A 23,595-nucleotide genomic window follows, 5' to 3' on the forward strand; every position below is an offset into this window, starting at 1 on the left:
CGCTCTTGTAGGAGCGGATTCATCCGCGAAAAGGCCACCGCACATCCACCAGACCAGAAAAGACAAAACCCCCACCTGCGTTAGCAGATGGGGGTTTCGGAATTTAATCTTGACGATGACCTACTCTCACATGGGGAAACCCCACACTACCATCGGCGATGCATCGTTTCACTACTGAGTTCGGGATGGGATCAGGTGGTTCCAATGCTCTATGGTCGTCAAGAAATTCTGTAGCCAGGATGCCATTGCGGGCACTCCAGCGAATCGGGTATGTGATGTTTTGTGAGTTACAAATTTTCGGATAATGCGTCTTCACAACACCGCAATCTGGTCGTTTCGACTCAAATTGCTTGGGTGTTATATGGTCAAGCCTCACGGGCAATTAGTATTGGTTAGCTCAACGCCTCACAGCGCTTACACACCCAACCTATCAACGTCGTAGTCTTCGACGGCCCTTTAGGGAACTCAAGGTTCCAGTGAGATCTCATCTTGAGGCAAGTTTCCCGCTTAGATGCTTTCAGCGGTTATCTTTCCCGAACATAGCTACCCGGCAATGCCACTGGCGTGACAACCGGAACACCAGAGGTTCGTCCACTCCGGTCCTCTCGTACTAGGAGCAGCCCCTCTCAAATCTCAAACGTCCACGGCAGATAGGGACCGAACTGTCTCACGACGTTCTAAACCCAGCTCGCGTACCACTTTAAATGGCGAACAGCCATACCCTTGGGACCGGCTTCAGCCCCAGGATGTGATGAGCCGACATCGAGGTGCCAAACACCGCCGTCGATATGAACTCTTGGGCGGTATCAGCCTGTTATCCCCGGAGTACCTTTTATCCGTTGAGCGATGGCCCTTCCATACAGAACCACCGGATCACTAAGACCTACTTTCGTACCTGCTCGACGTGTCTGTCTCGCAGTCAAGCGCGCTTTTGCCTTTATACTCTACGACCGATTTCCGACCGGTCTGAGCGCACCTTCGTACTCCTCCGTTACTCTTTAGGAGGAGACCGCCCCAGTCAAACTACCCACCATACACTGTCCTCGATCCGGATAACGGACCTGAGTTAGAACCTCAAAGTTGCCAGGGTGGTATTTCAAGGTTGGCTCCACGCGAACTGGCGTCCACGCTTCAAAGCCTCCCACCTATCCTACACAAGCAAATTCAAAGTCCAGTGCAAAGCTATAGTAAAGGTTCACGGGGTCTTTCCGTCTAGCCGCGGATACACTGCATCTTCACAGCGATTTCAATTTCACTGAGTCTCGGGTGGAGACAGCGCCGCCATCGTTACGCCATTCGTGCAGGTCGGAACTTACCCGACAAGGAATTTCGCTACCTTAGGACCGTTATAGTTACGGCCGCCGTTTACCGGGGCTTCGATCAAGAGCTTCGCGTTAGCTAACCCCATCAATTAACCTTCCGGCACCGGGCAGGCGTCACACCCTATACGTCCACTTTCGTGTTTGCAGAGTGCTGTGTTTTTAATAAACAGTCGCAGCGGCCTGGTATCTTCGACCGGCATGAGCTTACGGAGCAAGTCCTTCACCCTCACCGGCGCACCTTCTCCCGAAGTTACGGTGCCATTTTGCCTAGTTCCTTCACCCGAGTTCTCTCAAGCGCCTTGGTATTCTCTACCCAACCACCTGTGTCGGTTTGGGGTACGGTTCCTGGTTACCTGAAGCTTAGAAGCTTTTCTTGGAAGCATGGCATCAACCACTTCGTCGCCTAATGGCAACTCGTCATCAGCTCTCGGCCTTAGAATCCCGGATTTACCTAAGATTCCAGCCTACCACCTTAAACTTGGACAACCAACGCCAAGCTGGCCTAGCCTTCTCCGTCCCTCCATCGCAATAACCAGAAGTACAGGAATATTAACCTGTTTTCCATCGACTACGCTTTTCAGCCTCGCCTTAGGGACCGACTAACCCTGCGTCGATTAACGTTGCGCAGGAAACCTTGGTCTTTCGGCGTGGGTGTTTTTCACACCCATTGTCGTTACTCATGTCAGCATTCGCACTTCTGATACCTCCAGCAAGCTTCTCAACTCACCTTCACAGGCTTACAGAACGCTCCTCTACCGCATCATCCTAAGATGATACCCGTAGCTTCGGTGTATGGTTTGAGCCCCGTTACATCTTCCGCGCAGGCCGACTCGACTAGTGAGCTATTACGCTTTCTTTAAAGGGTGGCTGCTTCTAAGCCAACCTCCTAGCTGTCTAAGCCTTCCCACATCGTTTCCCACTTAACCATAACTTTGGGACCTTAGCTGACGGTCTGGGTTGTTTCCCTTTTCACGACGGACGTTAGCACCCGCCGTGTGTCTCCCATGCTCGGCACTTGTAGGTATTCGGAGTTTGCATCGGTTTGGTAAGTCGGGATGACCCCCTAGCCGAAACAGTGCTCTACCCCCTACAGTGATACATGAGGCGCTACCTAAATAGCTTTCGAGGAGAACCAGCTATCTCCGAGCTTGATTAGCCTTTCACTCCGATCCACAGGTCATCCGCTAACTTTTCAACGGTAGTCGGTTCGGTCCTCCAGTTAGTGTTACCCAACCTTCAACCTGCCCATGGATAGATCGCCCGGTTTCGGGTCTATACCCAGCGACTAAACGCGCTATTAACACTCGCTTTCGCTACGCCTCCCCTATTCGGTTAAGCTCGCCACTGAATATAAGTCGCTGACCCATTATACAAAAGGTACGCAGTCACAGAACAAAGTCTGCTCCCACTGCTTGTACGCATACGGTTTCAGGATCTATTTCACTCCCCTCTCCGGGGTTCTTTTCGCCTTTCCCTCACGGTACTAGTTCACTATCGGTCAGTCAGTAGTATTTAGCCTTGGAGGATGGTCCCCCCATATTCAGACAAAGTTTCTCGTGCTCCGTCCTACTCGATTTCATGACTAAGAGATTTTCGCGTACAGGGCTATCACCCACTATGGCCGCACTTTCCAGAGCGTTCCGCTAATCTCAAAGCCACTTAAGGGCTGGTCCCCGTTCGCTCGCCACTACTAAGGGAATCTCGGTTGATTTCTTTTCCTCAGGGTACTTAGATGTTTCAGTTCCCCTGGTTCGCCTCTTAAGCCTATGTATTCAGCTTAAGATAACCATCTTATGATGGCTGGGTTCCCCCATTCAGACATCTCCGGATCACAGTCTGTTTGCCGACTCCCCGAAGCTTTTCGCAGGCTACCACGTCTTTCATCGCCTCTGACTGCCAAGGCATCCACCGTATGCGCTTCTTCACTTGACCATATAACCCCAAGCAATCTGGTTATACTATGAAGACGACATTCGCCGAAAACTTGTAATTACTCACAAATTTTACCTTAGCCTGAATAAACACCAGTGAAAGTGCTATCCAGTCTATCTTTCTATCACATACCCAAATTTTTAAAGAACGATCTAATCAAAAGACTAGAAATCAATATTCTCAACGGAATACTCATTTCTAAGCTTTCAGAAGCAGTTTATGGTGGAGCCAAACGGGATCGAACCGTTGACCTCCTGCGTGCAAGGCAGGCGCTCTCCCAGCTGAGCTATGGCCCCATACAAAATTGGTGGGTCTGGGCAGATTCGAACTGCCGACCTCACCCTTATCAGGGGTGCGCTCTAACCAACTGAGCTACAGACCCAATTTCGAGCGCGTAACTGTTAGCGTTGAGCTATCAGCTTGGAGCTTAAAGCTGCTTCTATCGTCTTCTTCAATGAATCAAGCAATTCGTGTGGGAGCTCATGATACAGCTGATGTCGTCGATTAAGGAGGTGATCCAGCCGCAGGTTCCCCTACGGCTACCTTGTTACGACTTCACCCCAGTCATGAATCACACCGTGGTAACCGTCCTCCCGAAGGTTAGACTAGCTACTTCTGGTGCAACCCACTCCCATGGTGTGACGGGCGGTGTGTACAAGGCCCGGGAACGTATTCACCGCGACATTCTGATTCGCGATTACTAGCGATTCCGACTTCACGCAGTCGAGTTGCAGACTGCGATCCGGACTACGATCGGTTTTGTGAGATTAGCTCCGCCTCGCGGCTTGGCGACCCTCTGTACCGACCATTGTAGCACGTGTGTAGCCCAGGCCGTAAGGGCCATGATGACTTGACGTCATCCCCACCTTCCTCCGGTTTGTCACCGGCAGTCTCCTTAGAGTGCCCACCATAACGTGCTGGTAACTAAGGACAAGGGTTGCGCTCGTTACGGGACTTAACCCAACATCTCACGACACGAGCTGACGACAGCCATGCAGCACCTGTCTCAATGTTCCCGAAGGCACCAATCCATCTCTGGAAAGTTCATTGGATGTCAAGGCCTGGTAAGGTTCTTCGCGTTGCTTCGAATTAAACCACATGCTCCACCGCTTGTGCGGGCCCCCGTCAATTCATTTGAGTTTTAACCTTGCGGCCGTACTCCCCAGGCGGTCAACTTAATGCGTTAGCTGCGCCACTAAGAGCTCAAGGCTCCCAACGGCTAGTTGACATCGTTTACGGCGTGGACTACCAGGGTATCTAATCCTGTTTGCTCCCCACGCTTTCGCACCTCAGTGTCAGTATCAGTCCAGGTAGTCGCCTTCGCCACTGGTGTTCCTTCCTATATCTACGCATTTCACCGCTACACAGGAAATTCCACTACCCTCTACCATACTCTAGCTTGCCAGTTTTGGATGCAGTTCCCAGGTTGAGCCCGGGGATTTCACATTCAACTTAACAAACCACCTACGCGCGCTTTACGCCCAGTAATTCCGATTAACGCTTGCACCCTCTGTATTACCGCGGCTGCTGGCACAGAGTTAGCCGGTGCTTATTCTGGCGGTAACGTCAAAACACTAACGTATTAGGTTAATGCCCTTCCTCCCACCTTAAAGTGCTTTACAATCCGAAGACCTTCTTCACACACGCGGCATGGCTGGATCAGGCTTTCGCCCATTGTCCAATATTCCCCACTGCTGCCTCCCGTAGGAGTCTGGACCGTGTCTCAGTTCCAGTGTGACTGATCATCCTCTCAGACCAGTTACGGATCGTCGCCTTGGTGAGCCATTACCTCACCAACTAGCTAATCCGACCTAGGCTCATCTGATAGCGCAAGGCCCGAAGGTCCCCTGCTTTCTCCCGTAGGACGTATGCGGTATTAGCGTTCCTTTCGAAACGTTGTCCCCCACTACCAGGCAGATTCCTAGGCATTACTCACCCGTCCGCCGCTGAATTCAGGAGCAAGCTCCTGTCATCCGCTCGACTTGCATGTGTTAGGCCTGCCGCCAGCGTTCAATCTGAGCCATGATCAAACTCTTCAGTTCAATACTGCAATTAGGTTTTGAGAAAACCTTATAAACTTGGCTCAGCAATCGTTGGTTACATCTTTGATTTCTCGCGGAGGTAACTTGTGATGCTGATAATCTTTTTGACTATCAGTCTGAGTCACAAGCACCCACACGAATTGCTTGATTCAGTTGTTAAAGAGCGGTTGGTTGATTCTTTCGTCTCAACCGAGGCGCGCATTCTACGCTTTCCTCAGAGCCTGTCAAGCGTTTATTTTACGAAGTTTTCAGAGATTCTCTAAGAACTTCAAACACTTGGCTCGCTTCGATCTCTCGTTGCGGGAGGCGAATTCTACAGCGTTTCAATCCGCTGTCAACCACCTTTTTTCACCGCTTCCGATCTACAACATGCTCTCGGTTACAAGAGCGGCTTCCTCACTGCCTACTTCGGTTAACTCTTTGTTTCTAAAGAAGTTTTCCGTTTCGTCTGCGCCGGAAGTGGGGCGAATTATAGACAGATCCACGCACCCGTCAACCCCTAATTCAAACTATCTATCAGGAAGGTGGATACAGCCCATCCAGCACCTCTATAAAGGCGCGTTTGCGTGGGCTGTCCAGCGCTGTCCAGGCGATGCCAATGCCGGTACCGGCCATGTTCAAGGCCAACGGCCGCGTGACCACCCCGGGCGGCAGTGCCGAAGCGGCTCCCGCAGGCAGCACCCCCAGCCCCCAGCCGGCCGCCACCAACGCCAACATGGTGGTGAATTCCCCCAGCTCCCTGGCGATCTGCAAGGTCACCTTGCGCTTATGAAAGGCCACCAGCATCTGGTCATATAGGCCGGGGGCGAATTTGCGGGCCAGCACCAGCACTGCTCGCTCCGCCAGATCGCTAGGCTGCACCTGGCGCTGACTGCACAGCGGGTCATCCGCCGCCAGCGCTACCACCAGTTGCTCCTCGAATAGCCAACGGGTGTTCACGCCAGCATGGGCCAGGGGCAGGCGCACCAGGCCGAAATCCAGGGAATTGTCTTGCAACGCCCGCACCTGCAGCGGGGTTGGCATGTCCTTGAGCTCCAGGTCGATACCTGGCAAGCGTTCGCTCATGGCGCGCAGCAGGCCAGGCAGCAACCGGGACAATACCGAGGAAACGAAGGCGATGCGCAACACTCCGACGGCACCAGACGCCGAGCGCTGCACCACTTCCCTGGCTCGCTCGGCTTGGTGCAGCGTGGCCAACGCCTCAGGCAACAACAGGCCGCCCTCCTCGGTCAGCACCACTTTATGCCGGTCCCGCTCGAACAGCAGTGCACCGACATGCTCTTCCAGCACGCGGATCTGCGCACTCAAGGCCGGCTGGACGATGTGCAGGCGCGCCGCAGCCCGACCGAAGTGCAGCTCCTCGGTCAAGGTAACGAACGCGCGCAAATGCTTGAGCTCCATGCAAACACCTCCTCTGATGCGACTGGTGATCACCGAACATGATCACCAGATCACCATATACGATTGGCGCCCTAAAAGGATACGGAGTGAAGTGCTCCCATAAGAACTGACAAAGGAGACCGGCATGAGCCAGGCCCACAACCCCTTCCGCCTTGACGGGCGACGCGCATTGATCACAGGATCGGTACGCGGCATCGGCCTGGCGTTGGCCCGGGGCCTTGCCGCAGCAGGCGCCGCGGTGGTGATCAATGGCCGCGATGCCATGCGCGCTCAAGGCGTAGGCGCACAATTGCGCGATGAAGGCATAGACGCCGACAGTTGCGTATTCGATGTCAGCAACGGCGAACAGACCGCCAACGCGATCGACGCCCTGGAACAGCGCCTCGGCGCCATCGACATCCTGATCAACAACGCCGGCCTGCAACGTCGGGCACCGCTGGAATCCTTTTCCCACGAACACTGGCACGAACTAATGCGCACCAACCTGGACGGTGTATTTCACACCTCCCAGGCGGTGGCCAAACACATGATCGGGCGCAAGCACGGCAAGATCATCAATATCGGCTCGGTGCAAAGCGAATTGGCCCGCCCCTCCATTGCGCCCTACGCCGCCAGTAAAGGCGCCGTGCGCATGCTGACCCGCGGCATGTGCGCCGACTGGGCCAAACATGGCCTGCAGGTCAACTGCCTGGCCCCGGGGTACTTCCAGACCGAATTGAACCAGGCCCTGGTCGACGACCCAGAGTTCTCTAATTGGCTGTGCAACCGCACCCCGGCCGGGCGCTGGGGCAAAGTGGAAGAACTGTGCGGCGCTGCCGTGTTCCTGGCCTCCAGTGCTGCCGACTTCATCAACGGCCAAACCCTTTACGTCGATGGCGGCTTGACCAGCGTTGTCTAGCTACCGCGAATGCTCCTATATAGAAGAGGTCACGATGCCTACATCCCTACCTACCCTGTGCGGCTCGATCATGGGCCAGCCGTTTTCCCTTAGCGCCAAGATTCACAACGCCGCCTATGCGGCACTGGGCCTGGACTACACCTTTGTGTGTTTCGGCGTCGAAGACCCCGCAGGCGCCGTCGCGGCCATCCGCACCCTGGGCGTACGCGGCATGAACGTCTCGATGCCCTACAAGACTGCGGTCATGGCGCACCTGGATGCGATTGACCCTTCGGCCCAGACCATCGGCGCGGTCAATACCATCAATAACGTCGACGGCGTACTCACCGGCTACAACACCGACTACCTGGGTGCCGTGCGCGCGCTGCAGGAAGTGACCCCGCTCAAAGGCAAACGCGTGGCCGTGCTGGGTGCCGGTGGTGCCGCGCGCGCCGTGGTATTTGGCTGCAAACAGCAAGGCGCCCTGATCACAGTGTTCAATCGCAGTGCCGAGCGCGGTGAACAGCTGGCGACTGAATTTGGTACCGGTTTCAGTGGTACAGTCGAAGCGTTTCAAGCCAACGATTTCGACATCGTGATCAATGCCACCTCGGTCGGTTTTCGCCAAGCCGAAGCCAACCCGCTGGACGGCAAGCTCGCCGCACACCTGATTGTCATGGACGTGGCGTTCATTCCCGTGCGCACTGCCCTTTTGCGCCAGGCCCAGAGCCTGGGTTGCGTGACGGTGGCGGGCACGCGGATGCTGGTGCACCAGGCGTGCCGGCAGATTGAACTGTACACCGGCCATGACGCGCCCATCGATGTGATGGAACAGGCCATGCTCGACGAGATCCAACGACTCAATATCTAAAAACGCTCACGCAACAATAACAAGACGCCACTCAAGGCGCCTGGAGGTCACGAGATGAACCCTGCACACTCGGCGTCACCCGATCACCACGACACCCGCGACGAGGCCGTGGTCCGCAAGGACTTGCACCGCGCCGCCTGGGCCTGCTCCCTGGGCAGCGCCCTGGAGTACTACGACTTTGCCCTGTACACCCTGGCATCGGCGCTGATTTTCGGGCCGCTGTTCTTTCCCGAACAGACCCGCACCATGAGCCTGATCGCCAGTTTCGGCACCTACTTCCTAGGCTTTGCCGTCCGCCCCCTGGGCGGTGTGCTGTTCGGCATGATCGGCGACAGGATCGGGCGCAAGTTCGTGCTGTCGTCCACGGTACTGTTGATGGGCATTTCCAGCACCCTGATCGGCGCGCTGCCCACCTTTGCCACGGCAGGTTACCTGGCGCCGGTGCTGCTGGTGGTGTTGCGCCTGCTGCAAGGCCTGGGCGCGGGCGCCGAACAGGCCGGTGCCGCGGTAATGATGACCGAATACGCACCCAAGGGCCGGCGCGGGTTCTATGCCGCCCTGCCCTTCCTGGGCATTCAACTGGGCACTATCCTGGCGGCGCTGGTGTACTTCTTCGTGGTCAGCGGCAATGAGCACGTCACCGAGACCTGGTTGTGGCGCGTGCCGTTCTTCATCAGCGTGGTGATCGTGGCCCTGGGCTTGTACATGCGCCTCAAGCTAAAAGAGTCGCCCACCTTCATCCGCCTCAAGGCCCTGAAACAGGAGTGCCAGAACCCACTCAAAAGTGCGCTCAAGCATTCCAAACCCACCCTGTTGATCGGCATTGGCCTGCGCCTGGCCGAAAACGGCGGCTCCTCGATCTACCAGGCACTGGCCGTCAGCTACATCGTCGGCGTGGTCGGCCTGCAAGGCCCGGTGGGGGTAATGACGCTGATTTGCGCAGCCTGCGTCGGCGCCATCACCGTGCCGATTGCCGGCAAACTGAGCGACCGCTACGGTCGGGTCAAGGTGTATCGCAGCTTCGCCCTGCTGCAACTGGCACTGGCCTTCCCGGTGTGGTGGACCCTGAGCCAGGGCAACGTGGTAGCCAGTATCATCGCGATCAGCGTGGCACTGGGGATTGGTACCTGGGGCATGTTCGGCACGCAAGCTGCGCTGATGCCCGAGCTGTTCGGCTCGCGTCATCGCTATATGGGCGTGTCGATCGCGCGGGAATTGTCGGCAGTGATTGCCGGTGGCATTGCGCCAATGATTGGTGCCGGCATCATTGCCTACACCGTGGTACTGCATGAAGGGCAAGCACATCCGGGCCTGGGTGCCTGGTTGCCGATTGCCTGTTACCTGGCGCTGCTGACCGTGGCCACCGTGTACACCACGTTCAAAACCCCGGAAACCTTGAACCGGGACCTTGATGAACCGCGTGATGCAGCGGAAGTGGCCAAGGCCCTGCGCAACCAGGCGCCTGCCGCCCAAGCGATGAAGCTGGGCCGGCACGCCTGAACTGGCTTAGCTGACTTTCGCGAACGCCAGGGCTACCTGTTGCAGGTTGCCCTGGTTCAAGCCCGCCATGCACATGCGCCCACTGTTGATCAGGTACACCCCGAATTCTTCGCGCAGGCGCGTGACCTGGTCGACGCTGAAGCCGGTGTAGCTGAACATGCCTTTTTGCTGCAGGAAATGATCGAAGCTGCGCGCTGGCGCGGTTTCTTTCAATACCGCCACCAGCTGCTGGCGCATGTCCAGGATCCGCACGCGCATCGCTTCGACTTCCGCCAACCACTGGGCCTTGAGGCCCGGCTCGCCCAACACCCGGGCCACGACCGTGGCGCCATGCTTGGGTGGGCTGGAGTAGTTACGGCGCACGGTTGCCTTTAGCTGGCCCAGGATACGCTCGGCGGTCGCGGCATCGCTGCACACCACCGACAAGCCGCCGACGCGCTCGGCGTACAGCGAGAAAATCTTGGAGAACGAGTTGCTGACGATAAATGTCACGCCCGCGTCGGCCATGGCACGAATCGCATAGGCATCTTCCTGCATGCCATCACCGAAACCCTGATAGGCAATGTCCAGGAACGGGATCAGCTCACGTTGCTTGGCAACGGCGACCACCTGGTCCCACTGAGCGTTGTTCAGGTCCGCGCCCGTCGGGTTGTGGCAGCAGGGGTGCAGCAGCACGATGCTGTGCTTGGGCAGGGTATTGAGGGTGGCAAGCATGCCCTCGAAGTTGACGCCGCGCTTGGCCGACTCGAAGTACGGGTAGCTGTTGACCTTGAAGCCCGCCCCACCGAACAGTGCCAGGTGGTTTTCCCAGGTCGGATCGCTGACCCATACCTGCGAATCCGGGAAATAGCGCTTGAGGAAATCGGCACCGACTTTCAACGCGCCCGAACCGCCCACGGTCTGGATGGTGGCCACGCGACCTTCGCGCACCACGGGGTGATCTGCGCCGAACAGCAGTTCCTGAATGCCTTGGCGGTAAGCCTGCAAGCCTTCCATTGGCAAGTACACGCAAGGGCCCTGGTCGCCGGCGAGCAACTGCCGCTCGGCTTCGACGGCGGTGGCAAGGCGCGGGATGATACCGGCACCGTCGTAGTACAGACCGATGCTGAGGTTCACCTTGTCTGCACGTGGGTCCTTTTGGAAGGTTTCCATCAGCGACAGGATAGGGTCACCGGCATACGACTCTACTTGTTCGAACACTTGCACATACTCCATAGGGTGATTCAGGCCGAGTAACGGTCGGAACGGTGGTTCAAGGCGATGATCAGGTTCAGCACCACGGCGCCCAACACCGAGGCGATCAACAAGGGCAGCGTCATGAGGCTCAACGAAGTCAACAAGATGACGATGTCGACGCCCATCTGCAACCAGCCGGCCTTGATCCCGAATTTTTCCTGGATGAACAGCGCCAGGATATTGATGCCGCCCAGGCTGGCCTGATGGCGGAACAGGACAATAAATCCTACACCCAGAATGACGCAACCGATTAACGCGGCGTAGAAGGGTTGAATGCTCTGGACGTTGATCAGCAAGCCCTGGTAATCCGAGAAAAATGATACCAGGCCGACTGCGCAAAAGGTTTTCACGCAAAAGCGCCAGCCCATGCGGCGCCACGCCAGCCAATAGAACGGCAGGTTGAGCGCAAAGAACACGGCGCCGAACGGCAAGTCGTAGGCATAGTGAATCAACAGCGCGATACCGGCGGTACCTCCGGTCATGATGCCGGCCTGGCGCAGGAACAACAGGCCGAAGGCGACCAGCAAGGTGCCGATCAACAGCGCAAGGATATCTTCAAGCGCGGAGTGGCGGGTGTTGGCTCGGGTAGTCAGGGTGGTCATGCGGAACTCGAAAAGGGGTTGGATCAGCGGCATGCGCATGCAGTTACATGCACACACTGAGCATATATCGTACCAATTCAAGCAAGGTTGCGCACCACAAGCAGCACATGTGCACATATCACTCTTAATGCACCCGCTCTTGGCGCCATCCGTGCGCGCAACGCCCTTTTCATGCCTCGCAACGGTGCAGGCTGTTGGAGGCGCTTGATCAATGCGTCAGCACGCTGTTTTCCTTGATCCGCTCAAGCACCACCGCCGTCTTGATGTGGCCGATGCAATTGCTGGCAAACAGCCGGCCCATCAACTGGTTGAGGCTGGCCAGATCGGCCACCGCGGTTTTCAAGGTGTAGTCGGCATCGCCGGTGGTCTTGTAGGCGTCGATGATTGCGCTTTCCTCCACCACGATGCGCTGGAAACGCTCGGCGTGCTCGACGCCATGGCTGACCAGGCGAACCTCGATCATGGCCACCATCTCCACGTTCATCGCCTGAGGCGCCAGGCGCGCGTGATAACCGAGGATCAATTGGGCGTTTTCAAGCGCAATGCGTCGACGTGAACACTGTGAAGCAGATAGCCCGACCAAGTCGCTGAGCTCCTGGTTGGTGAGGCGGCCGTTGGCCTGCAACAAGGTCAGAATCTTCAAGTCAAAATCGTCGATCTCAGGCATTTTCATCCGTGTTCCCGTCAGGCGCTTCGCGTTTTCAGGCCCACAGACTACCAGAGCACGGCCAACAGGCACTAAGCTTGGGGTATGAACGACGAAGATTTGTCTGACGCCCACATTCTCGAATCCTGGCAGCACAACGCAATCGCTTGGGTTGGCGCCGTGCGCGGTGGCGAGATCGAAAGCCGGCGCCTGGTCACCGACCAGGCGGTGCTTGAAGCCGTGCTCGCCCTGCGCCCCGCCACCGCCCTGGACCTGGGCTGCGGCGAAGGCTGGCTGACCCGCGCCTTATGCGCCCAAGGCGTCAAAACCCTGGGCGTGGATGCCGTGCCGGCGCTGGTCCAAGCCGCACGGGCCGCGGGCCCCGGCGACTACCAGGTTGCCACCTATGAGCACATCGCCCAAGGTGCGCTGAGCGGGCAAGTGGATTGCGTGGTGTGCAACTTCTCGCTGCTGGGCGAGGATTCGGTCACCACGCTGCTGCCGGCGCTTGCCAGCCTGTTGACCCGGCAAGGCCACCTGCTGGTGCAAACCCTGCACCCTTTGATGGCCTGCGGCGAGGCGCCCTACCGCGATGGGTGGCGATCGGGCTCATGGGCCGGCTTCAATACCGACTTCAGCGACCCACCGCCTTGGTACTTCAGAACCCTGGAGAGCTGGGTCAAGTTGCTTTACGCCAGCGGCTTGGACGAGGTCTTGATTCAAGAGCCTGTGCACCCGCTCAGCCTCAAGCCTGCCTCGTTGATCCTTCAGGCGCGAGCGGCAAGGTCCTGAGCCACAATGCCACTTCGGTGCCATTGCCCGGCTCACTGCGTACCCGCGCCGTACCGTCGGCCTTCAATGCAAAACCATAAACCTGGGACAAACCAAGCCCGGTGCCCTTGCCCGCCGCCTTGGTGGTAAAAAACGGCTCGAATACCTGTGCCAGCACCGTCGCCGACATGCCAGCGCCGCTGTCGGTCACGCTCAACACCAAGTAGCGACCATCCGCCAACTGCGCATCGCCCGCCACGTCGCTCAGCCGGGTCGCGATGTGGATACGCCCAGCCCCATCGATGGCGTCACGGGAATTGACCAGCATGTTCAGCAGCGCCGCTTCCAGTTGCGTACCGTCACACAGAACCTGGCAGGGTGCCCAGGCCAGGTCGAAGTGCAGCGAGATCGACGAGCCCAACACCCGTTTGAGCACCTCGCGGTTAGCCTCGATGCGCTCGCACACCGACACTGGCTCAAGCTCCACCCCACCCTTGCGCGAATAGGCCAGCAGTTGCGCGATCAGCTTGGCGCCGTGGGCCACGGCCTGCAAACCGATGCCGGTCAACTTGCCCACCTCACCAGGACGCTCGGCGCGCAGTTGCAGCAGTTGCAAGGTGGCGGTGAGGGTCTGCAACAGGTTGTTGAAGTCGTGAATGATGCCGCTGGTCAACTGGCCGACCGCCGCGACCCGTTGGTTATGCCTGAGCGCCGAGTGCGCCTGTTCGTTATCGCCCAGCGCCTCGATCACCTTGCGCGACAGGTCACGGGCCTGTTGCTCGCGGGCAAGGCTCAAGGTGCGTAATTGCAGCAACGCCGAGGCCTGCCGGGCCAACGCCTGCAGGCCGTTGGCCTGGCTTGCGGTGAGGCTGCGCGGCACGGTGTCGATCACACAGACCGTGCCCAAGGCCTGCCCATTGGCCGCCAAAACCGGCGCGCCGGCATAGAACCGAATAAAGGGGGCGCCCAGCACCAACGGGTTGGCATTGAAGCGCGGATCAAGGGTGGCATCCTCCACCATCAGCAATGCCTCGGGCACCAGGATGGCGTGGGCACAGAAGGCCTGGTCGCGCGGGGTTTGGCGCACGTCCAGGCCCACGCAGGCCTTGAACCATTGCCGCTCGCTGTCTACCAGAGATACCAACGCAATGGGCGTGCCACACAATGTCGTGGCCAGTTCGACAATGTCGTCGAACGAGGTTTCGGGCAGGGTATCGAGGATCTGCAGGTGCTCGAGCGCTTCAATGCGCAACGCTTCTTCGGGCGGCAGCGGAACCTTGGTATGGGCCATCGGGAATTCAACCGTACTGAGCAATCGACAGGAAAGCCTATGGCGCGAATCAGAGCACAGAACCGAGTGACTCGCCACTGATCGATGCCATCAATGCGCCACGAGCGCGCGCTACACTCTGACAACCGCTTACATACCTATAGGCTGACCATGCCCGAACCACTCAAACACGGCGCCGTGCTGTTCGCCAAAGACCTGCCACGTATGGCGACATTCTATGAGCAACTGCTGTCGATGCACCTGATGTTGCGTCAGGACGACTTGATCCTGCTGGACGGTGACGATTTTCAGTTGGTGCTGCACGCCTTGCCAGCCGAAGTCGCCGCTAGCGTGCAGATCACCCTGCCGCCCCAGCGCCGCGCCAACGTGCCGACCAAGCTGGTGTACCCGGTCGCCAGCCTGAGCCAGGCGCGGGCCGACGCGCCACGTTTGGGCGGCGCGCTGGATGGCCCGGACTGCGAATGGCAAGGCCCCTACTTCCGGGCCTGCGATGGTTACGACCCGGAAGGTAACGTGCTGCAACTGCGCGAACCCGTTTAAGGCAGCTTGCGGAAAAACAGCGAGATCTGCCCCACCTCGACGCCGAACTTGCTCATGTACGAACGATTGGCCATGGTGTGATCGTCCAGTTGGTACATCCAGTCGTCCAGCGTCACGTCGTGCACCTTGCCGTCCACCGGCAAGCTCAACACGTAGCGCCAATGCAGGGTGTTGCCAGCGGTTTCGCCCAGTGCCTCGCCCACCACATCGCCTGCGGTGCCGCGCCAACGGTTCGGGCCGTCGGGGCGCAAGGTCCATTCACGGGTCTGTCGGGTGCCATCGCTGTAGGTGAAGTCCTCGTGCAGGATCAAGTTCTCACCCTCGCTGCGCCCCTGCATCACGACATGAAAGCGCTTGACCACCTCCCCGGAGCGCTTTTGGAAGATGCCCCAGGCTTCCAGGTGGCCGGTGAAAAACTGGCGAACATCCAAGGTCGGCTGCTGCGTGCGGTACTGCTGCACGTCAACCGAACTGCAACTGGCCAGGCACAGACACATCAATAGCAATAGACGCTTGAACATGGTCGAACTCCAAGGGGGCGTGCTTGTAACTCTAGACCTGTGGCCATGGCGGCTCGTTCGGTTAAAATGCACCCTTGAAAAAATTGACCCAGAGCCATGAACCCAGACGCCCTTGCCACACTTGAACACCACCTGACCGCCGCCTTGAGCCCCGCCCCCGCCGAAACCCGCCGCCTGTTCCACGGCCGTGGCCGCCGCTGGCCGGGCCTGGAGCAAGTGACCGTGGACTGGATGCAGGGCGTATTGCTGGTATCGCTGTTCAAAGAGCCGCAAACCGAGCACCTGGCAGGGCTCAAGACCTTGCTGCTGAACCTGGCCGAGTCGGCCACCTGGCACACTGCGGGTGGTCAAAGCCTGCTGTTGCAGCACCGGTACTTGCTGGAAAGCACCACCGAGCTGATCGCCGGGGTGGCGGTGGAGGATCGCGAAATCGTCGAGGGCGGCCTGCGTTACCTCGTCGATTTCGGTCGCAAGCAAAACACCGGGTTGTTTTTGGACATGCGCTACGGCCGCGACTGGGTGCGCGACAACGCGGCAGGCAAGCGGGTGCTCAACCTGTTTTCCTACACGTGCGGGTTTTCGGTGGCCGCCATTGCCGGCGGCGCCGAGCACGTGGTCAACCTGGACATGGCCCGTGCCGCACTGAGCCGTGGCCGTGACAACCACCGCCTGAACCATCACGAGTTGGACCGGGTAACCTTTCTGGGTCACGAACTGTTCAAGTCGTGGGGCAAGGTCAAAAAAACCGGTCCTTACGACCTGGTCATCATCGACCCGCCGTCATTTCAGAAAGGCAGCTTCGTACTGACCAAGGACTACCAGCGCGTACTCAGCCGCCTGCCGGAACTGTTGACCGAGCACGGTACCGTGCTGGCATGCGTGAATGATCCAGCGATTGGCCCCCACTTTTTGATCGAGGGCGTTGCCGCGGCCGCACCTGAGCTGACCTTCAAGGAGCGCCTGGCCAACCCGCCGGAGTTTGCCGACATCGATCCTGAGGGTGGGTTGAAGGCGCTGGTGTTTACGCGATAGTTTGACGAGCTTTCGCATAGCGGCAGCTGAGTGAATTGCCGATACTCGATAGCTCGTTGTAAACCACGCCCGGTGCCACTGTGCCGCTAGCCTTTGAATAACAAATTGCCCGTACTTGTTGGTTCTGAACTTTCACAGAAGGCTTTGAATGCGCTCAAGTACTCTTCGCGTGAAATATGACCGTCGCCATCGACATCTATTTCCTTGAACGCCTGCTTTGCTTGAGCCAAGTTGACAGCGGTCAAAACGGAAAACTCATGAACACTCAACTGACCATCACCATCAGTATCGATAACATCGAAAAGGTTTCGATACAATGGAACAAGGACCTTATCAAAGACTTTATTTTGTTTATGCTTTTTAAATGAAGCCCGAAATTCCTCACGTGACAACTTCGTCGCCTGAGGCGTAGCCAGATTTGACAGGTACGCTCGCCAAAGGCTCTTGAAACTTTCGATCAATGCCACAGCCTTCGATGAGTCGGGTGCCTCCTTATATTTCTCAAGATTTTTTTTAGCGACAGCAATGAAATCATCTTCAGTCACGTAGCCTTTAACAGCGGCATCCGTGCGTGTAAATATTGTATCAGCTTTGTCCGCCAGAATATCTTTGCTCATCACATCACCTCACTCAAATATTTATCAACCACCCCCTCTAAAATTAGTTAACCCTCCGCCATACCGCAATACTTGAAAATACGCACACGCCACGCCATAACTTAAATAATAAATATCAAACTTACTTACACACTATCGATGCCTGACTGATTCCCTACCCAATCAAACTCCAACTGCCGGGCCGTGCGCTCGGCCAAGGCGCGGCTGTGCAACCGCTCCACCAAGTGCAGGCTCATGTCGATGCCGGCGCTGATCCCGGCGCTGGTCAGCAGTGCGCCTTGGTCCACCCAGCGGCGACCACCGAGCACCTGCAGTTTGGGAAACATCTCACGCAACTCATCGAGGTCTTCCCAGTGGGTGGTCACGCTCAGGCCATCCAGTTTTCCTGTCTGTGCCAGCATAAAGGCACCGGTGCACACCGAGGCCACCAACCTTGAGGGGTGGATCTGCCGGCCGAGCCACTGGATCACGTCCGGCTTGCAAAGTTCTGCAGTCACCACGCCCCCCGGCACCACCAGCAGGTCCAGGGGGGGATGCCGATCGATGGCGAAATCCGCCTCCACCTTCAACCCCGCCCTCGCCCGTACGGGCGCCAAGGTGCGCCCCACGGTGACCACCGTGAACAGCGGCGCACCACTATGGCTACGCGCATGCACCCGGGCTGCGGTGGTAAACACCTCATAGGGCCCGGCGAAGTCGAGCACTTCAACGTCGTCGTAGACGTAGATTCCGATATTCAAGGTCATGGCGTGGCTCCTGTCTGGGGTGCCTGCAGATTAATCAGCCCCACACCCAACCACCACTGGCAGGAATGCCAACATGCGGTAAGATCACGCCAATGAAAAATCATCAGGTGGTGGCACTGCTCTACGATCAACTGTGCACCTTCGAATTCGGATGCGCGGCGGAGGTGTTCGCCCTCAAGCGGCCAGAACTGGGGGTGCACTGGTATGAGTTCGCCAGCGTGGCGGTGGACGAAGGGCCGATCACGGCCCTGGGTGGCATCACCCTGCTGCCCACCCCTGGCAGCGCAACCCTTGAAACCGCTGACACGATCATCATCCCTGGCTGGCGTGACATCGAGGCGCCGGTGCCGCAAAAACTGATCGAGCAATTGCAAGCCGCCCATGCTCGCGGGGCGCGCCTGTGCTCGATTTGCGCTGGGGCCTTCGTGCTGGCGGCGGCCGGATTACTCGACGGGTTGCAGGCCACCACCCACTGGCGCCATACCGAGCGCCTGGCCGCGCGCTACCCTCGCATCACGGTGCAAGCCAACGCCTTGTACGTGGATCAGGGCCAGATCATCACCGCCGCCGGCTCCGCATCGGGCCTGGACATGATGCTGCACCTGGTGCGCCGCGACCACGGTGCCCTGGTCGCCAATCGGGTGGCGCAGCGCCTGGTGATCCCCCCGCACCGGGACGGCGGCCAGGCACAGTACGCCCATCGCCAGTTGGTCAGCGCAAGCGAGGGGCCTGTCTCAGCCTTGATGGACTGGGTACGCAGCCACCTGCACCTGGCCCTGACCCTCGACGCCATGGCGCAACGCGCGGCCATGAGCACGCGCACTTTGCATCGCTGTTTCATCGACGGCACGGGTATGACACCCTATGAATGGTTGCTGGGGGAACGCGTGGCCTATGCCCGGGAGTTGCTGGAACAAGCGCAGCTGCCGCTCAGCCACGTGGTCGAGGCAGCCGGTTTTGGTTCGCACGAGTCTTTCAGGCGGCACTTCCGCCAGCGGGTCGGCTTGAGTCCAAACGCTTACCGCAAACAGTTTGTCAGGGCCTGAGGCCAGGGAGTTCGCATGCTGCAGATTTTCGGGAGAGCGTCATCGATCAACGTGCGTAAGGTACTGTGGGCCTGCGCGGAGTTGCACATCCCTTTTGAGCGCCAGGATTGGGGCAATGGCTTCAAGGCCACCGACACGCCGGAATTTCTCGCATTGAACCCCAATGCGATGGTGCCGGTGATCAAAGACGGTGATTTCATATTGTGGGAATCGAACGCCATCATTCGCTACCTGGCCAACTGCTTTGGCGGCGAACACCTGTACAGCCGCGAGCCCCGTACCCGGGCACGCATCGATCAGTGGACCGACTGGCAGGCCTCGGACTTGAACCGTGCCTGGAGTTACCCGTTCATGTCCCTGGTACGCCATTCCCCCCTGCACCAGGACGCCGAGGCACTGGCCGCTGGCGGCAAGGAGTGGACGAAGTACATGACCATCCTCGACAGCCAGTTGGCCAAGACCGGTGCCTATGTGGCCGGTGCCGACTTTAGCCTGGCCGACATACCCATCGGGCTGTCGGTGAACCGCTGGTTCGAGACACCGCTGGAGCATGCCCAATTGCCGGCGGTGCGGGCGTATTACGAGCGGTTGAGCCAGCGGGCGGGGTTTACCACCCATGGGCGCAACGGGTTGCCTTGAGCATTGCGCGGCTCTTTTCGCGGAAAAATCCGCGCCTACATTTGCTTGTAGGGGCGGATGTATCCGCGAAGCTTTACTCTCGATAAAAGGGATGCGGAATCACCCATGCGACTACGCCACATCGAAGTGATCCAGGCCCTGTTGCAAACCGGCAGCCTGGGCGCGGCCGCCGACCTGTTGCAATTGGCACCGGCTACCCTGGGGGAAATCCTGCAAGACGCCGAGCAACAATCCGGCCTGTTGCTGTTCGCCAAGGTGCGCGGGCGCCTGCAGCCGACCCGCGAAGCGCTGGAGCTCGAGGCCGCCTTCAATCAGTTGCAACTGCCACTGGAGCAGATCGCGCGGCTGGCGGGTAACCTGCGCCTGCATCGCGAACCCACCTTGCGAGTGGTCTGCACCCCTACCCTGGCCCAGCACCTGCTGCCGCAAAGCATCGCGGCCTTGCGCAAGCGCTACCAGGAAACGCCCTGCACCCTGTTCCATCAGCACACCAGCGAAATCGTGCGCAGCCTGTTGTTGGGTGAGTGCGAGTTGGGCCTGAGCCTGCATGACCCCCGACACCCCAAACTTGCCTGCACGGCCCTGGCCGACGGCAAGTTGCAACTGCTGGCCCCCAAGGGCTGGTTGGCGCCCAAGCACAAGTACATCGGCCTGCACGAGTTGGCCGGGCAAACCATGGTCGGGCTGGAAGGCCAGGACCCGCTGAGCCGCCTGCTGGAAAAGAAACTTGAAGCCCTGCACCCTGCCCCACATATCCAGACGCGGGTGCAAACCTATCAGATGATGCGCAGCATGGTCGAAGCCGGCGAAGGCCTGGCCATCGTCGACCCCTTCACCGCCATCGGGGCGCGGCTTGCGGGGCTGGACGTGTGCCCGATTTCACCCGCCGTGCCCGTGACGCTGTACGCATTGACCGCACTGGGCAGCGAACCGTCTCCCGCGCTGAAGGCGCTGCTGGAGATCGTCACCCAAAAGGCCCAGAGCCTGTTGGCCGGTTAGAAAAACAAGTACCAGAACACCGCCACCTCGGCCGTTTCCGGGTCGATGCCACGGTAACGCAGGTGGTCGATGCCCCCCAGTTCGAAGCCGTAGCGTTCGTACAGTCGGCACGCCGCCAGGTTGTTGTTCTGGGTTTCGAGCATGATGCCTGGCAGGCTTTTTTTCTGCGCCCAGAAGCGCACCACGTCGAGCAGCGCCCGCGCCACCCCACTGCGGCGCGCCGAGGCGTCCACCGCCAGTTCGTCAACATGGGCCAGGCCGTTCCAGTTGGTGCTGACCACCACGTGGCCCACCGCTCGCTCGCCCAGGTACGCCATGAACACCGCGCTGTCTGGTGCATTGCGGTAACTGCGAAACTCTTCGGGGTCGATCCCGTAGCACTTGCGGTATGGCGACACTGGGGCAAGCGCCCACTGCGCGACCTTCTTGCCGATTTGCGGCTGGCCATAAGCCTCGACCCGAAAGCCGAACTCACAGCCCAGCACGTAGGCTTCAAAACCCTCGTCCGCCACGCGGACCGCCAGGGCGGGGTTGACCGTACTCATGACTTCTCGGTCCCGGGGGCGGCTAAAAGGAAAGACATTCATAGTGTGATGCAATCGACCGTGTAGGGGCCACATTCATGTTGCAGGCCATGGACGTCGGCGACGAAGCCTGGGAAGCCCGTGTCGAAGGCGCGGGCGAACGCCAGGTAATCGATGATCGAGCGCGTGGCCTCGCTGAACTGCTCACCGGGCATGATCAAGGGGATGCCCGGCGGGTACGGCACCAGCATGACGGCAGCGATGCGCCCGGGCAGTTCGTCGATCGGCACTGCCTCGACTTCGCCGCGCACCAGCTTGTCGTAGGCATCGGCGGGCGACATGACCACCTGCGGCAACACCGTGTACATGCGCTTGAGGTGCTTGGCCGTGGCATTGCTGCGATAGCAGCCATGCAACTGGTCGCACAGATCGCGCAGGCCCATGCCGCGGTAGCGGGTCAGGTCCAGGCGGGCCACGCAGGGCAGGCAATCGAGCAACTCGACGTTGGCGTCGTAACTGCGCTTGAACTCCAGCAACTCGGTCAAAAGGGTGCTCCACTTGCCTTTGGTGATGCCCATGGAAAACAACACCAGGAAGGAATACAGCCCGGTCTTTTCCACCACCAGCCCGCGCTCCCAGAGGAACTTGCTGACCACCGCCGCAGGGATGCCCTTCTCGCTCAAGGCGCCGCCGGCGGTCAGCCCCGGCATCACCAAAGTGACCTTGATCGGGTCGAGCAACACGTAGTCATCGGCCAGGTCGCCAAAGCCGTGCCAATCGGCATTGGGCGAAAGCAACCAGTCCTCGGTGGCCACGCGCTCGATACCCTCCACCTGCGGCGGCTGCCAGATACTGAACCACCAGTCATCGGCGGCGATGTTCTGGCGCAGCTTGGCCAGGGCGCGGCGAAAGCTCAGCGCCTCGTCGAACATCTCTTGCAACAGCGAGCGCCCGGCCGGGCCCTCCATCATCGCCGAGGCCACGTCCAGCGAGGCGATAATGCTGTATTGCGGCGAGGTGGAGATGTGCATCATGAACGCTTCGTTGAAACGATCGCGGTCCAGTTGCCGCTGCCCGCCGTCCTGCACATGGATCATCGACGCCTGGCTGAAGGCGGCCAACAGCTTGTGGGTCGAGTGGGTGGTGAACACCAGCGGGCTGGTTTCGCTGCGTGAAGTGCCCATGCCGTAGCGCCCGGCGAAGAACTCGTGAAAGGCGGCATAGGCGTACCAGGCCTCGTCGAAATGCAGCACCTGGACGCTGTCGCCCAAGGTGCGCTTGATCAGCTCGGCGTTGTAGCACAAGCCGTCGTAGGTAGAGTTGGTAACCACCGCCAGTTTGACCTTCGGTGGGCGGCCCTGGGTCAACGGGCTGGCATCGATCTTGGCCTGGATCGACTCACGGCTGAATTCACTCAGGGGGATCGGGCCGATGATCCCCAGTTCATTGCGCTCGGGGTACAGGTACAACGGGATGGCGCCGGTCATGATGATCGCGTGGAGCACCGACTTGTGGCAGTTGCGGTCCACCAGCACCAGGTCACCCCGGGCGACCATGGCGTGCCAGACGATCTTGTTGGCCGTGGAGGTGCCATTGATGACAAAGAACGTGTGATCGGCACCGAAGTTGCGCGCCGCCCGCGCCTCGGCGTCTGCCAGGGGGCCGGTGTGGTCGAGCAATGAGCCCAGTTCCGGTACCGACACCGACAGGTCGGAGCGCAGGGTGTTTTCCCCAAAGAACTGATGAAACGCCTGGCCCACCGGGCTTTTGCGGTAGGCCACGCCCCCGCCATGCCCCGGCGTGTGCCAGGAATAATTGGACTGCGCGGTGTGTTGCACCAGCGCCTTGAAAAACGGCGGCAGCAGGCCGTCCAGGTAATTGCGCGCCGCCCGCGCTACCTGCCGGGCGAGGAACGGCACGGTGTCTTCGAACAGGTAGAGGATGCCGCGCAGGTGGTTGAGTTCGCTCATGGCATCGGCCGGGGCGTTTTCCAGGGTCACCTGCTCGCCCAGCGCAAAGATCGGCAGCTGCGGCGCGCGCACCCGCGCCAGGCGGATCAGCACCACCATGTTTTGCAGTAGATGGGTATTCTCGCCGGCCCCTTCGGCGGCAATCAGCATGCACGCCAAGCCGTGATGGGTGGCCGCCACTAGCCGCGCCTCGGCGTTGTCCACCGCCGGCAGGATGCTGAAGCCTTCCTGCTCAAGCTCGCGGGCAATACCGCGCACGCGCTCGCCTGCCACGGTGTCGGCCTTGATGTCACGGTGAACGATCAGTACCGGGAACTTCAGGTCTTTGTACATGGGTAGCAGCCATCCTGAGGCGGCAGACCTGATCGGCCTGTTCCCTCAGGGTAGAAGCTTGCGGGCGATGACGTAAGGCAATGGGGCCAAGCGTTGTAACAAAAAGTCGCACGAGGACAATTCGCCGGGCCGGTGCC

Annotated in this window: 19 protein-coding genes, 2 tRNA genes and 3 rRNA genes; 9 read left to right on the plus strand and 15 right to left on the minus strand. The window is 59.2% G+C overall.

The features are described 5' to 3' along the window. Positions 1–107: 107 nt before the first annotated feature. From rrf to L9B60_RS03120, 6 genes are all read right to left on the minus strand, one after another. Positions 108–223 (minus strand): 5S ribosomal RNA (gene rrf, locus L9B60_RS03095). 138 nt (positions 224–361) lie between these two features. Beyond that, a 23S ribosomal RNA gene (locus L9B60_RS03100) occupies positions 362–3,254 on the minus strand. Between the two features lie 220 nt (positions 3,255–3,474). After that, a tRNA-Ala gene (locus tag L9B60_RS03105) sits at positions 3,475–3,550 on the minus strand. 9 nt (positions 3,551–3,559) lie between these two features. Further along, positions 3,560–3,636, minus strand: a tRNA-Ile gene (locus tag L9B60_RS03110). Between the two features lie 123 nt (positions 3,637–3,759). Beyond that, positions 3,760–5,296 (minus strand): 16S ribosomal RNA (locus tag L9B60_RS03115). The 16S, 23S and 5S rRNA genes sit together here with 2 tRNA genes alongside, the layout of an rRNA operon. Positions 5,297–5,812: 516 nt before the next feature. Further along, the gene (locus tag L9B60_RS03120; RefSeq protein WP_249676130.1) at positions 5,813–6,697 is read right to left on the minus strand and encodes a LysR family transcriptional regulator; all 885 of its coding nucleotides are present in this window, start codon (positions 6,695–6,697) and stop codon (positions 5,813–5,815) included. Between the two features lie 124 nt (positions 6,698–6,821). Here L9B60_RS03120 and L9B60_RS03125 point away from each other — a divergent pair, with 124 nt between their 5' ends. Genes L9B60_RS03125 through L9B60_RS03135 form a run of 3 tightly spaced genes read left to right on the plus strand, consistent with a single transcriptional unit; the run spans position 6,822 to position 9,945 of the window. Further along, the gene (locus L9B60_RS03125; protein WP_249676132.1) at positions 6,822–7,595 is read left to right on the plus strand and encodes an SDR family oxidoreductase; all 774 of its coding nucleotides are present in this window, start codon (positions 6,822–6,824) and stop codon (positions 7,593–7,595) included. Positions 7,596–7,629: 34 nt separating this feature from the next. Further along, entirely contained in the window at positions 7,630–8,445 is an 816-nt protein-coding gene (gene aroE, locus L9B60_RS03130; protein WP_249676133.1) for a shikimate dehydrogenase, read from the plus strand. A 54-nt stretch (positions 8,446–8,499) separates the two neighbouring features. Then, positions 8,500–9,945: an MFS transporter gene (locus L9B60_RS03135; protein ID WP_249676136.1), complete on the plus strand. Its 1,446-nt coding sequence runs from the start codon at positions 8,500–8,502 to the stop codon at positions 9,943–9,945. Positions 9,946–9,951: 6 nt separating this feature from the next. On the opposite strand, the gene L9B60_RS03140 is transcribed toward L9B60_RS03135, so the two are convergent. The 3 genes from L9B60_RS03140 to L9B60_RS03150 form a co-directional block, all read right to left on the minus strand. Beyond that, a complete protein-coding gene (locus L9B60_RS03140; protein WP_249676138.1) occupies positions 9,952–11,145 on the minus strand; it encodes an amino acid aminotransferase in 1,194 nt (397 codons plus the stop codon). A 23-nt stretch (positions 11,146–11,168) separates the two neighbouring features. Further along, positions 11,169–11,783 carry a YitT family protein gene (locus L9B60_RS03145; protein WP_249676140.1) on the minus strand — a complete coding sequence of 205 codons (615 nt, stop codon included), beginning with the start codon at positions 11,781–11,783 and terminating at the stop codon, positions 11,169–11,171. A gap of 208 nt (positions 11,784–11,991) precedes the next feature. After that, positions 11,992–12,456 carry an Lrp/AsnC family transcriptional regulator gene (locus L9B60_RS03150; RefSeq protein WP_249676142.1) on the minus strand — a complete coding sequence of 155 codons (465 nt, stop codon included), beginning with the start codon at positions 12,454–12,456 and terminating at the stop codon, positions 11,992–11,994. Between the two features lie 78 nt (positions 12,457–12,534). Between L9B60_RS03150 and L9B60_RS03155 the strand changes: the two genes are divergently transcribed. Beyond that, positions 12,535–13,221: a class I SAM-dependent methyltransferase gene (locus tag L9B60_RS03155; RefSeq protein WP_249676144.1), complete on the plus strand. Its 687-nt coding sequence runs from the start codon at positions 12,535–12,537 to the stop codon at positions 13,219–13,221. On the opposite strand, the gene L9B60_RS03160 is transcribed toward L9B60_RS03155, so the two are convergent. Continuing rightward, positions 13,175–14,491, minus strand: a complete 1,317-nt coding sequence (locus L9B60_RS03160; protein WP_249676146.1) for an ATP-binding protein — start codon at positions 14,489–14,491, stop codon at positions 13,175–13,177. The two genes, L9B60_RS03155 and L9B60_RS03160, sit on opposite strands and share 47 nt — an antisense overlap. A gap of 150 nt (positions 14,492–14,641) precedes the next feature. Here L9B60_RS03160 and L9B60_RS03165 point away from each other — a divergent pair, with 150 nt between their 5' ends. After that, on the plus strand, positions 14,642–15,031 hold the full coding sequence (locus tag L9B60_RS03165) for a VOC family protein (protein WP_249676147.1): 390 nt from the start codon (positions 14,642–14,644) through the stop codon (positions 15,029–15,031). Here L9B60_RS03165 and L9B60_RS03170 read toward each other — a convergent pair. After that, the gene (locus L9B60_RS03170; protein WP_249676150.1) at positions 15,028–15,552 is read right to left on the minus strand and encodes a DUF3833 domain-containing protein; all 525 of its coding nucleotides are present in this window, start codon (positions 15,550–15,552) and stop codon (positions 15,028–15,030) included. The genes L9B60_RS03165 and L9B60_RS03170 overlap by 4 nt on opposite strands. A gap of 96 nt (positions 15,553–15,648) precedes the next feature. On the opposite strand from L9B60_RS03170, the gene L9B60_RS03175 reads away from it, so the two are divergent. Further along, positions 15,649–16,584, plus strand: coding sequence for a class I SAM-dependent methyltransferase (locus L9B60_RS03175; protein WP_249676152.1), 936 nt, complete (start codon positions 15,649–15,651; stop codon positions 16,582–16,584). A gap of 86 nt (positions 16,585–16,670) precedes the next feature. On the opposite strand, the gene L9B60_RS03180 is transcribed toward L9B60_RS03175, so the two are convergent. Beyond that, positions 16,671–17,201: an EF-hand domain-containing protein gene (locus L9B60_RS03180; protein WP_249676153.1), complete on the minus strand. Its 531-nt coding sequence runs from the start codon at positions 17,199–17,201 to the stop codon at positions 16,671–16,673. Positions 17,202–17,326: 125 nt separating this feature from the next. Continuing rightward, a complete protein-coding gene (locus L9B60_RS03185; RefSeq protein WP_249676155.1) occupies positions 17,327–17,947 on the minus strand; it encodes a DJ-1/PfpI family protein in 621 nt (206 codons plus the stop codon). 92 nt (positions 17,948–18,039) lie between these two features. On the opposite strand from L9B60_RS03185, the gene ftrA reads away from it, so the two are divergent. The 3 genes from ftrA to L9B60_RS03200 all read left to right on the plus strand — a co-directional run bounded on the left by ftrA (position 18,040) and on the right by L9B60_RS03200 (position 20,631). After that, the gene (ftrA, locus tag L9B60_RS03190; protein WP_249676157.1) at positions 18,040–18,993 is read left to right on the plus strand and encodes a transcriptional regulator FtrA; all 954 of its coding nucleotides are present in this window, start codon (positions 18,040–18,042) and stop codon (positions 18,991–18,993) included. A 15-nt stretch (positions 18,994–19,008) separates the two neighbouring features. Then, complete coding sequence (locus L9B60_RS03195) at positions 19,009–19,632, plus strand: glutathione S-transferase family protein (RefSeq protein ID WP_249676159.1); 624 nt, start codon at positions 19,009–19,011, stop codon at positions 19,630–19,632. 105 nt (positions 19,633–19,737) lie between these two features. Next, on the plus strand, positions 19,738–20,631 hold the full coding sequence (locus L9B60_RS03200; RefSeq protein ID WP_249676161.1) for a LysR substrate-binding domain-containing protein: 894 nt from the start codon (positions 19,738–19,740) through the stop codon (positions 20,629–20,631). On the opposite strand, the gene L9B60_RS03205 is transcribed toward L9B60_RS03200, so the two are convergent. Together L9B60_RS03205 and L9B60_RS03210 are read right to left on the minus strand one after the other, a co-directional pair. Then, entirely contained in the window at positions 20,628–21,176 is a 549-nt protein-coding gene (locus L9B60_RS03205) for a GNAT family N-acetyltransferase (protein WP_249676165.1), read from the minus strand. The genes L9B60_RS03200 and L9B60_RS03205 overlap by 4 nt on opposite strands. A gap of 38 nt (positions 21,177–21,214) precedes the next feature. Then, positions 21,215–23,458, minus strand: coding sequence for an Orn/Lys/Arg family decarboxylase (locus tag L9B60_RS03210; protein WP_249676168.1), 2,244 nt, complete (start codon positions 23,456–23,458; stop codon positions 21,215–21,217). Positions 23,459–23,595 lie beyond the last annotated feature (137 nt).

This window comes from Pseudomonas abieticivorans, assembly GCF_023509015.1.
Taxonomy (GTDB): Bacteria; Pseudomonadota; Gammaproteobacteria; order Pseudomonadales; family Pseudomonadaceae; genus Aquipseudomonas; species Aquipseudomonas abieticivorans.

Coding starts and splice junctions, on each gene's coding strand:
- L9B60_RS03120 (WP_249676130.1), bottom strand. CDS start 6,697: ATGGAGCTCAAGCATTTGCGCGCGTTCGTTACCTTGACCGAGGAGCTG.
- L9B60_RS03125 (WP_249676132.1), top strand. CDS start 6,822: ATGAGCCAGGCCCACAACCCCTTCCGCCTTGACGGGCGACGCGCATTG.
- aroE (WP_249676133.1), top strand. CDS start 7,630: ATGCCTACATCCCTACCTACCCTGTGCGGCTCGATCATGGGCCAGCCG.
- L9B60_RS03135 (WP_249676136.1), top strand. CDS start 8,500: ATGAACCCTGCACACTCGGCGTCACCCGATCACCACGACACCCGCGAC.
- L9B60_RS03145 (WP_249676140.1), bottom strand. CDS start 11,783: ATGACCACCCTGACTACCCGAGCCAACACCCGCCACTCCGCGCTTGAA.
- L9B60_RS03150 (WP_249676142.1), bottom strand. CDS start 12,456: ATGAAAATGCCTGAGATCGACGATTTTGACTTGAAGATTCTGACCTTG.
- L9B60_RS03155 (WP_249676144.1), top strand. CDS start 12,535: ATGAACGACGAAGATTTGTCTGACGCCCACATTCTCGAATCCTGGCAG.
- L9B60_RS03160 (WP_249676146.1), bottom strand. CDS start 14,491: ATGGCCCATACCAAGGTTCCGCTGCCGCCCGAAGAAGCGTTGCGCATT.
- L9B60_RS03165 (WP_249676147.1), top strand. CDS start 14,642: ATGCCCGAACCACTCAAACACGGCGCCGTGCTGTTCGCCAAAGACCTG.
- L9B60_RS03170 (WP_249676150.1), bottom strand. CDS start 15,552: ATGTTCAAGCGTCTATTGCTATTGATGTGTCTGTGCCTGGCCAGTTGC.
- L9B60_RS03175 (WP_249676152.1), top strand. CDS start 15,649: ATGAACCCAGACGCCCTTGCCACACTTGAACACCACCTGACCGCCGCC.
- L9B60_RS03180 (WP_249676153.1), bottom strand. CDS start 17,201: ATGAGCAAAGATATTCTGGCGGACAAAGCTGATACAATATTTACACGC.
- L9B60_RS03185 (WP_249676155.1), bottom strand. CDS start 17,947: ATGACCTTGAATATCGGAATCTACGTCTACGACGACGTTGAAGTGCTC.
- ftrA (WP_249676157.1), top strand. CDS start 18,040: ATGAAAAATCATCAGGTGGTGGCACTGCTCTACGATCAACTGTGCACC.
- L9B60_RS03195 (WP_249676159.1), top strand. CDS start 19,009: ATGCTGCAGATTTTCGGGAGAGCGTCATCGATCAACGTGCGTAAGGTA.
- L9B60_RS03200 (WP_249676161.1), top strand. CDS start 19,738: ATGCGACTACGCCACATCGAAGTGATCCAGGCCCTGTTGCAAACCGGC.
- L9B60_RS03205 (WP_249676165.1), bottom strand. CDS start 21,176: ATGAGTACGGTCAACCCCGCCCTGGCGGTCCGCGTGGCGGACGAGGGT.
- L9B60_RS03210 (WP_249676168.1), bottom strand. CDS start 23,458: ATGTACAAAGACCTGAAGTTCCCGGTACTGATCGTTCACCGTGACATC.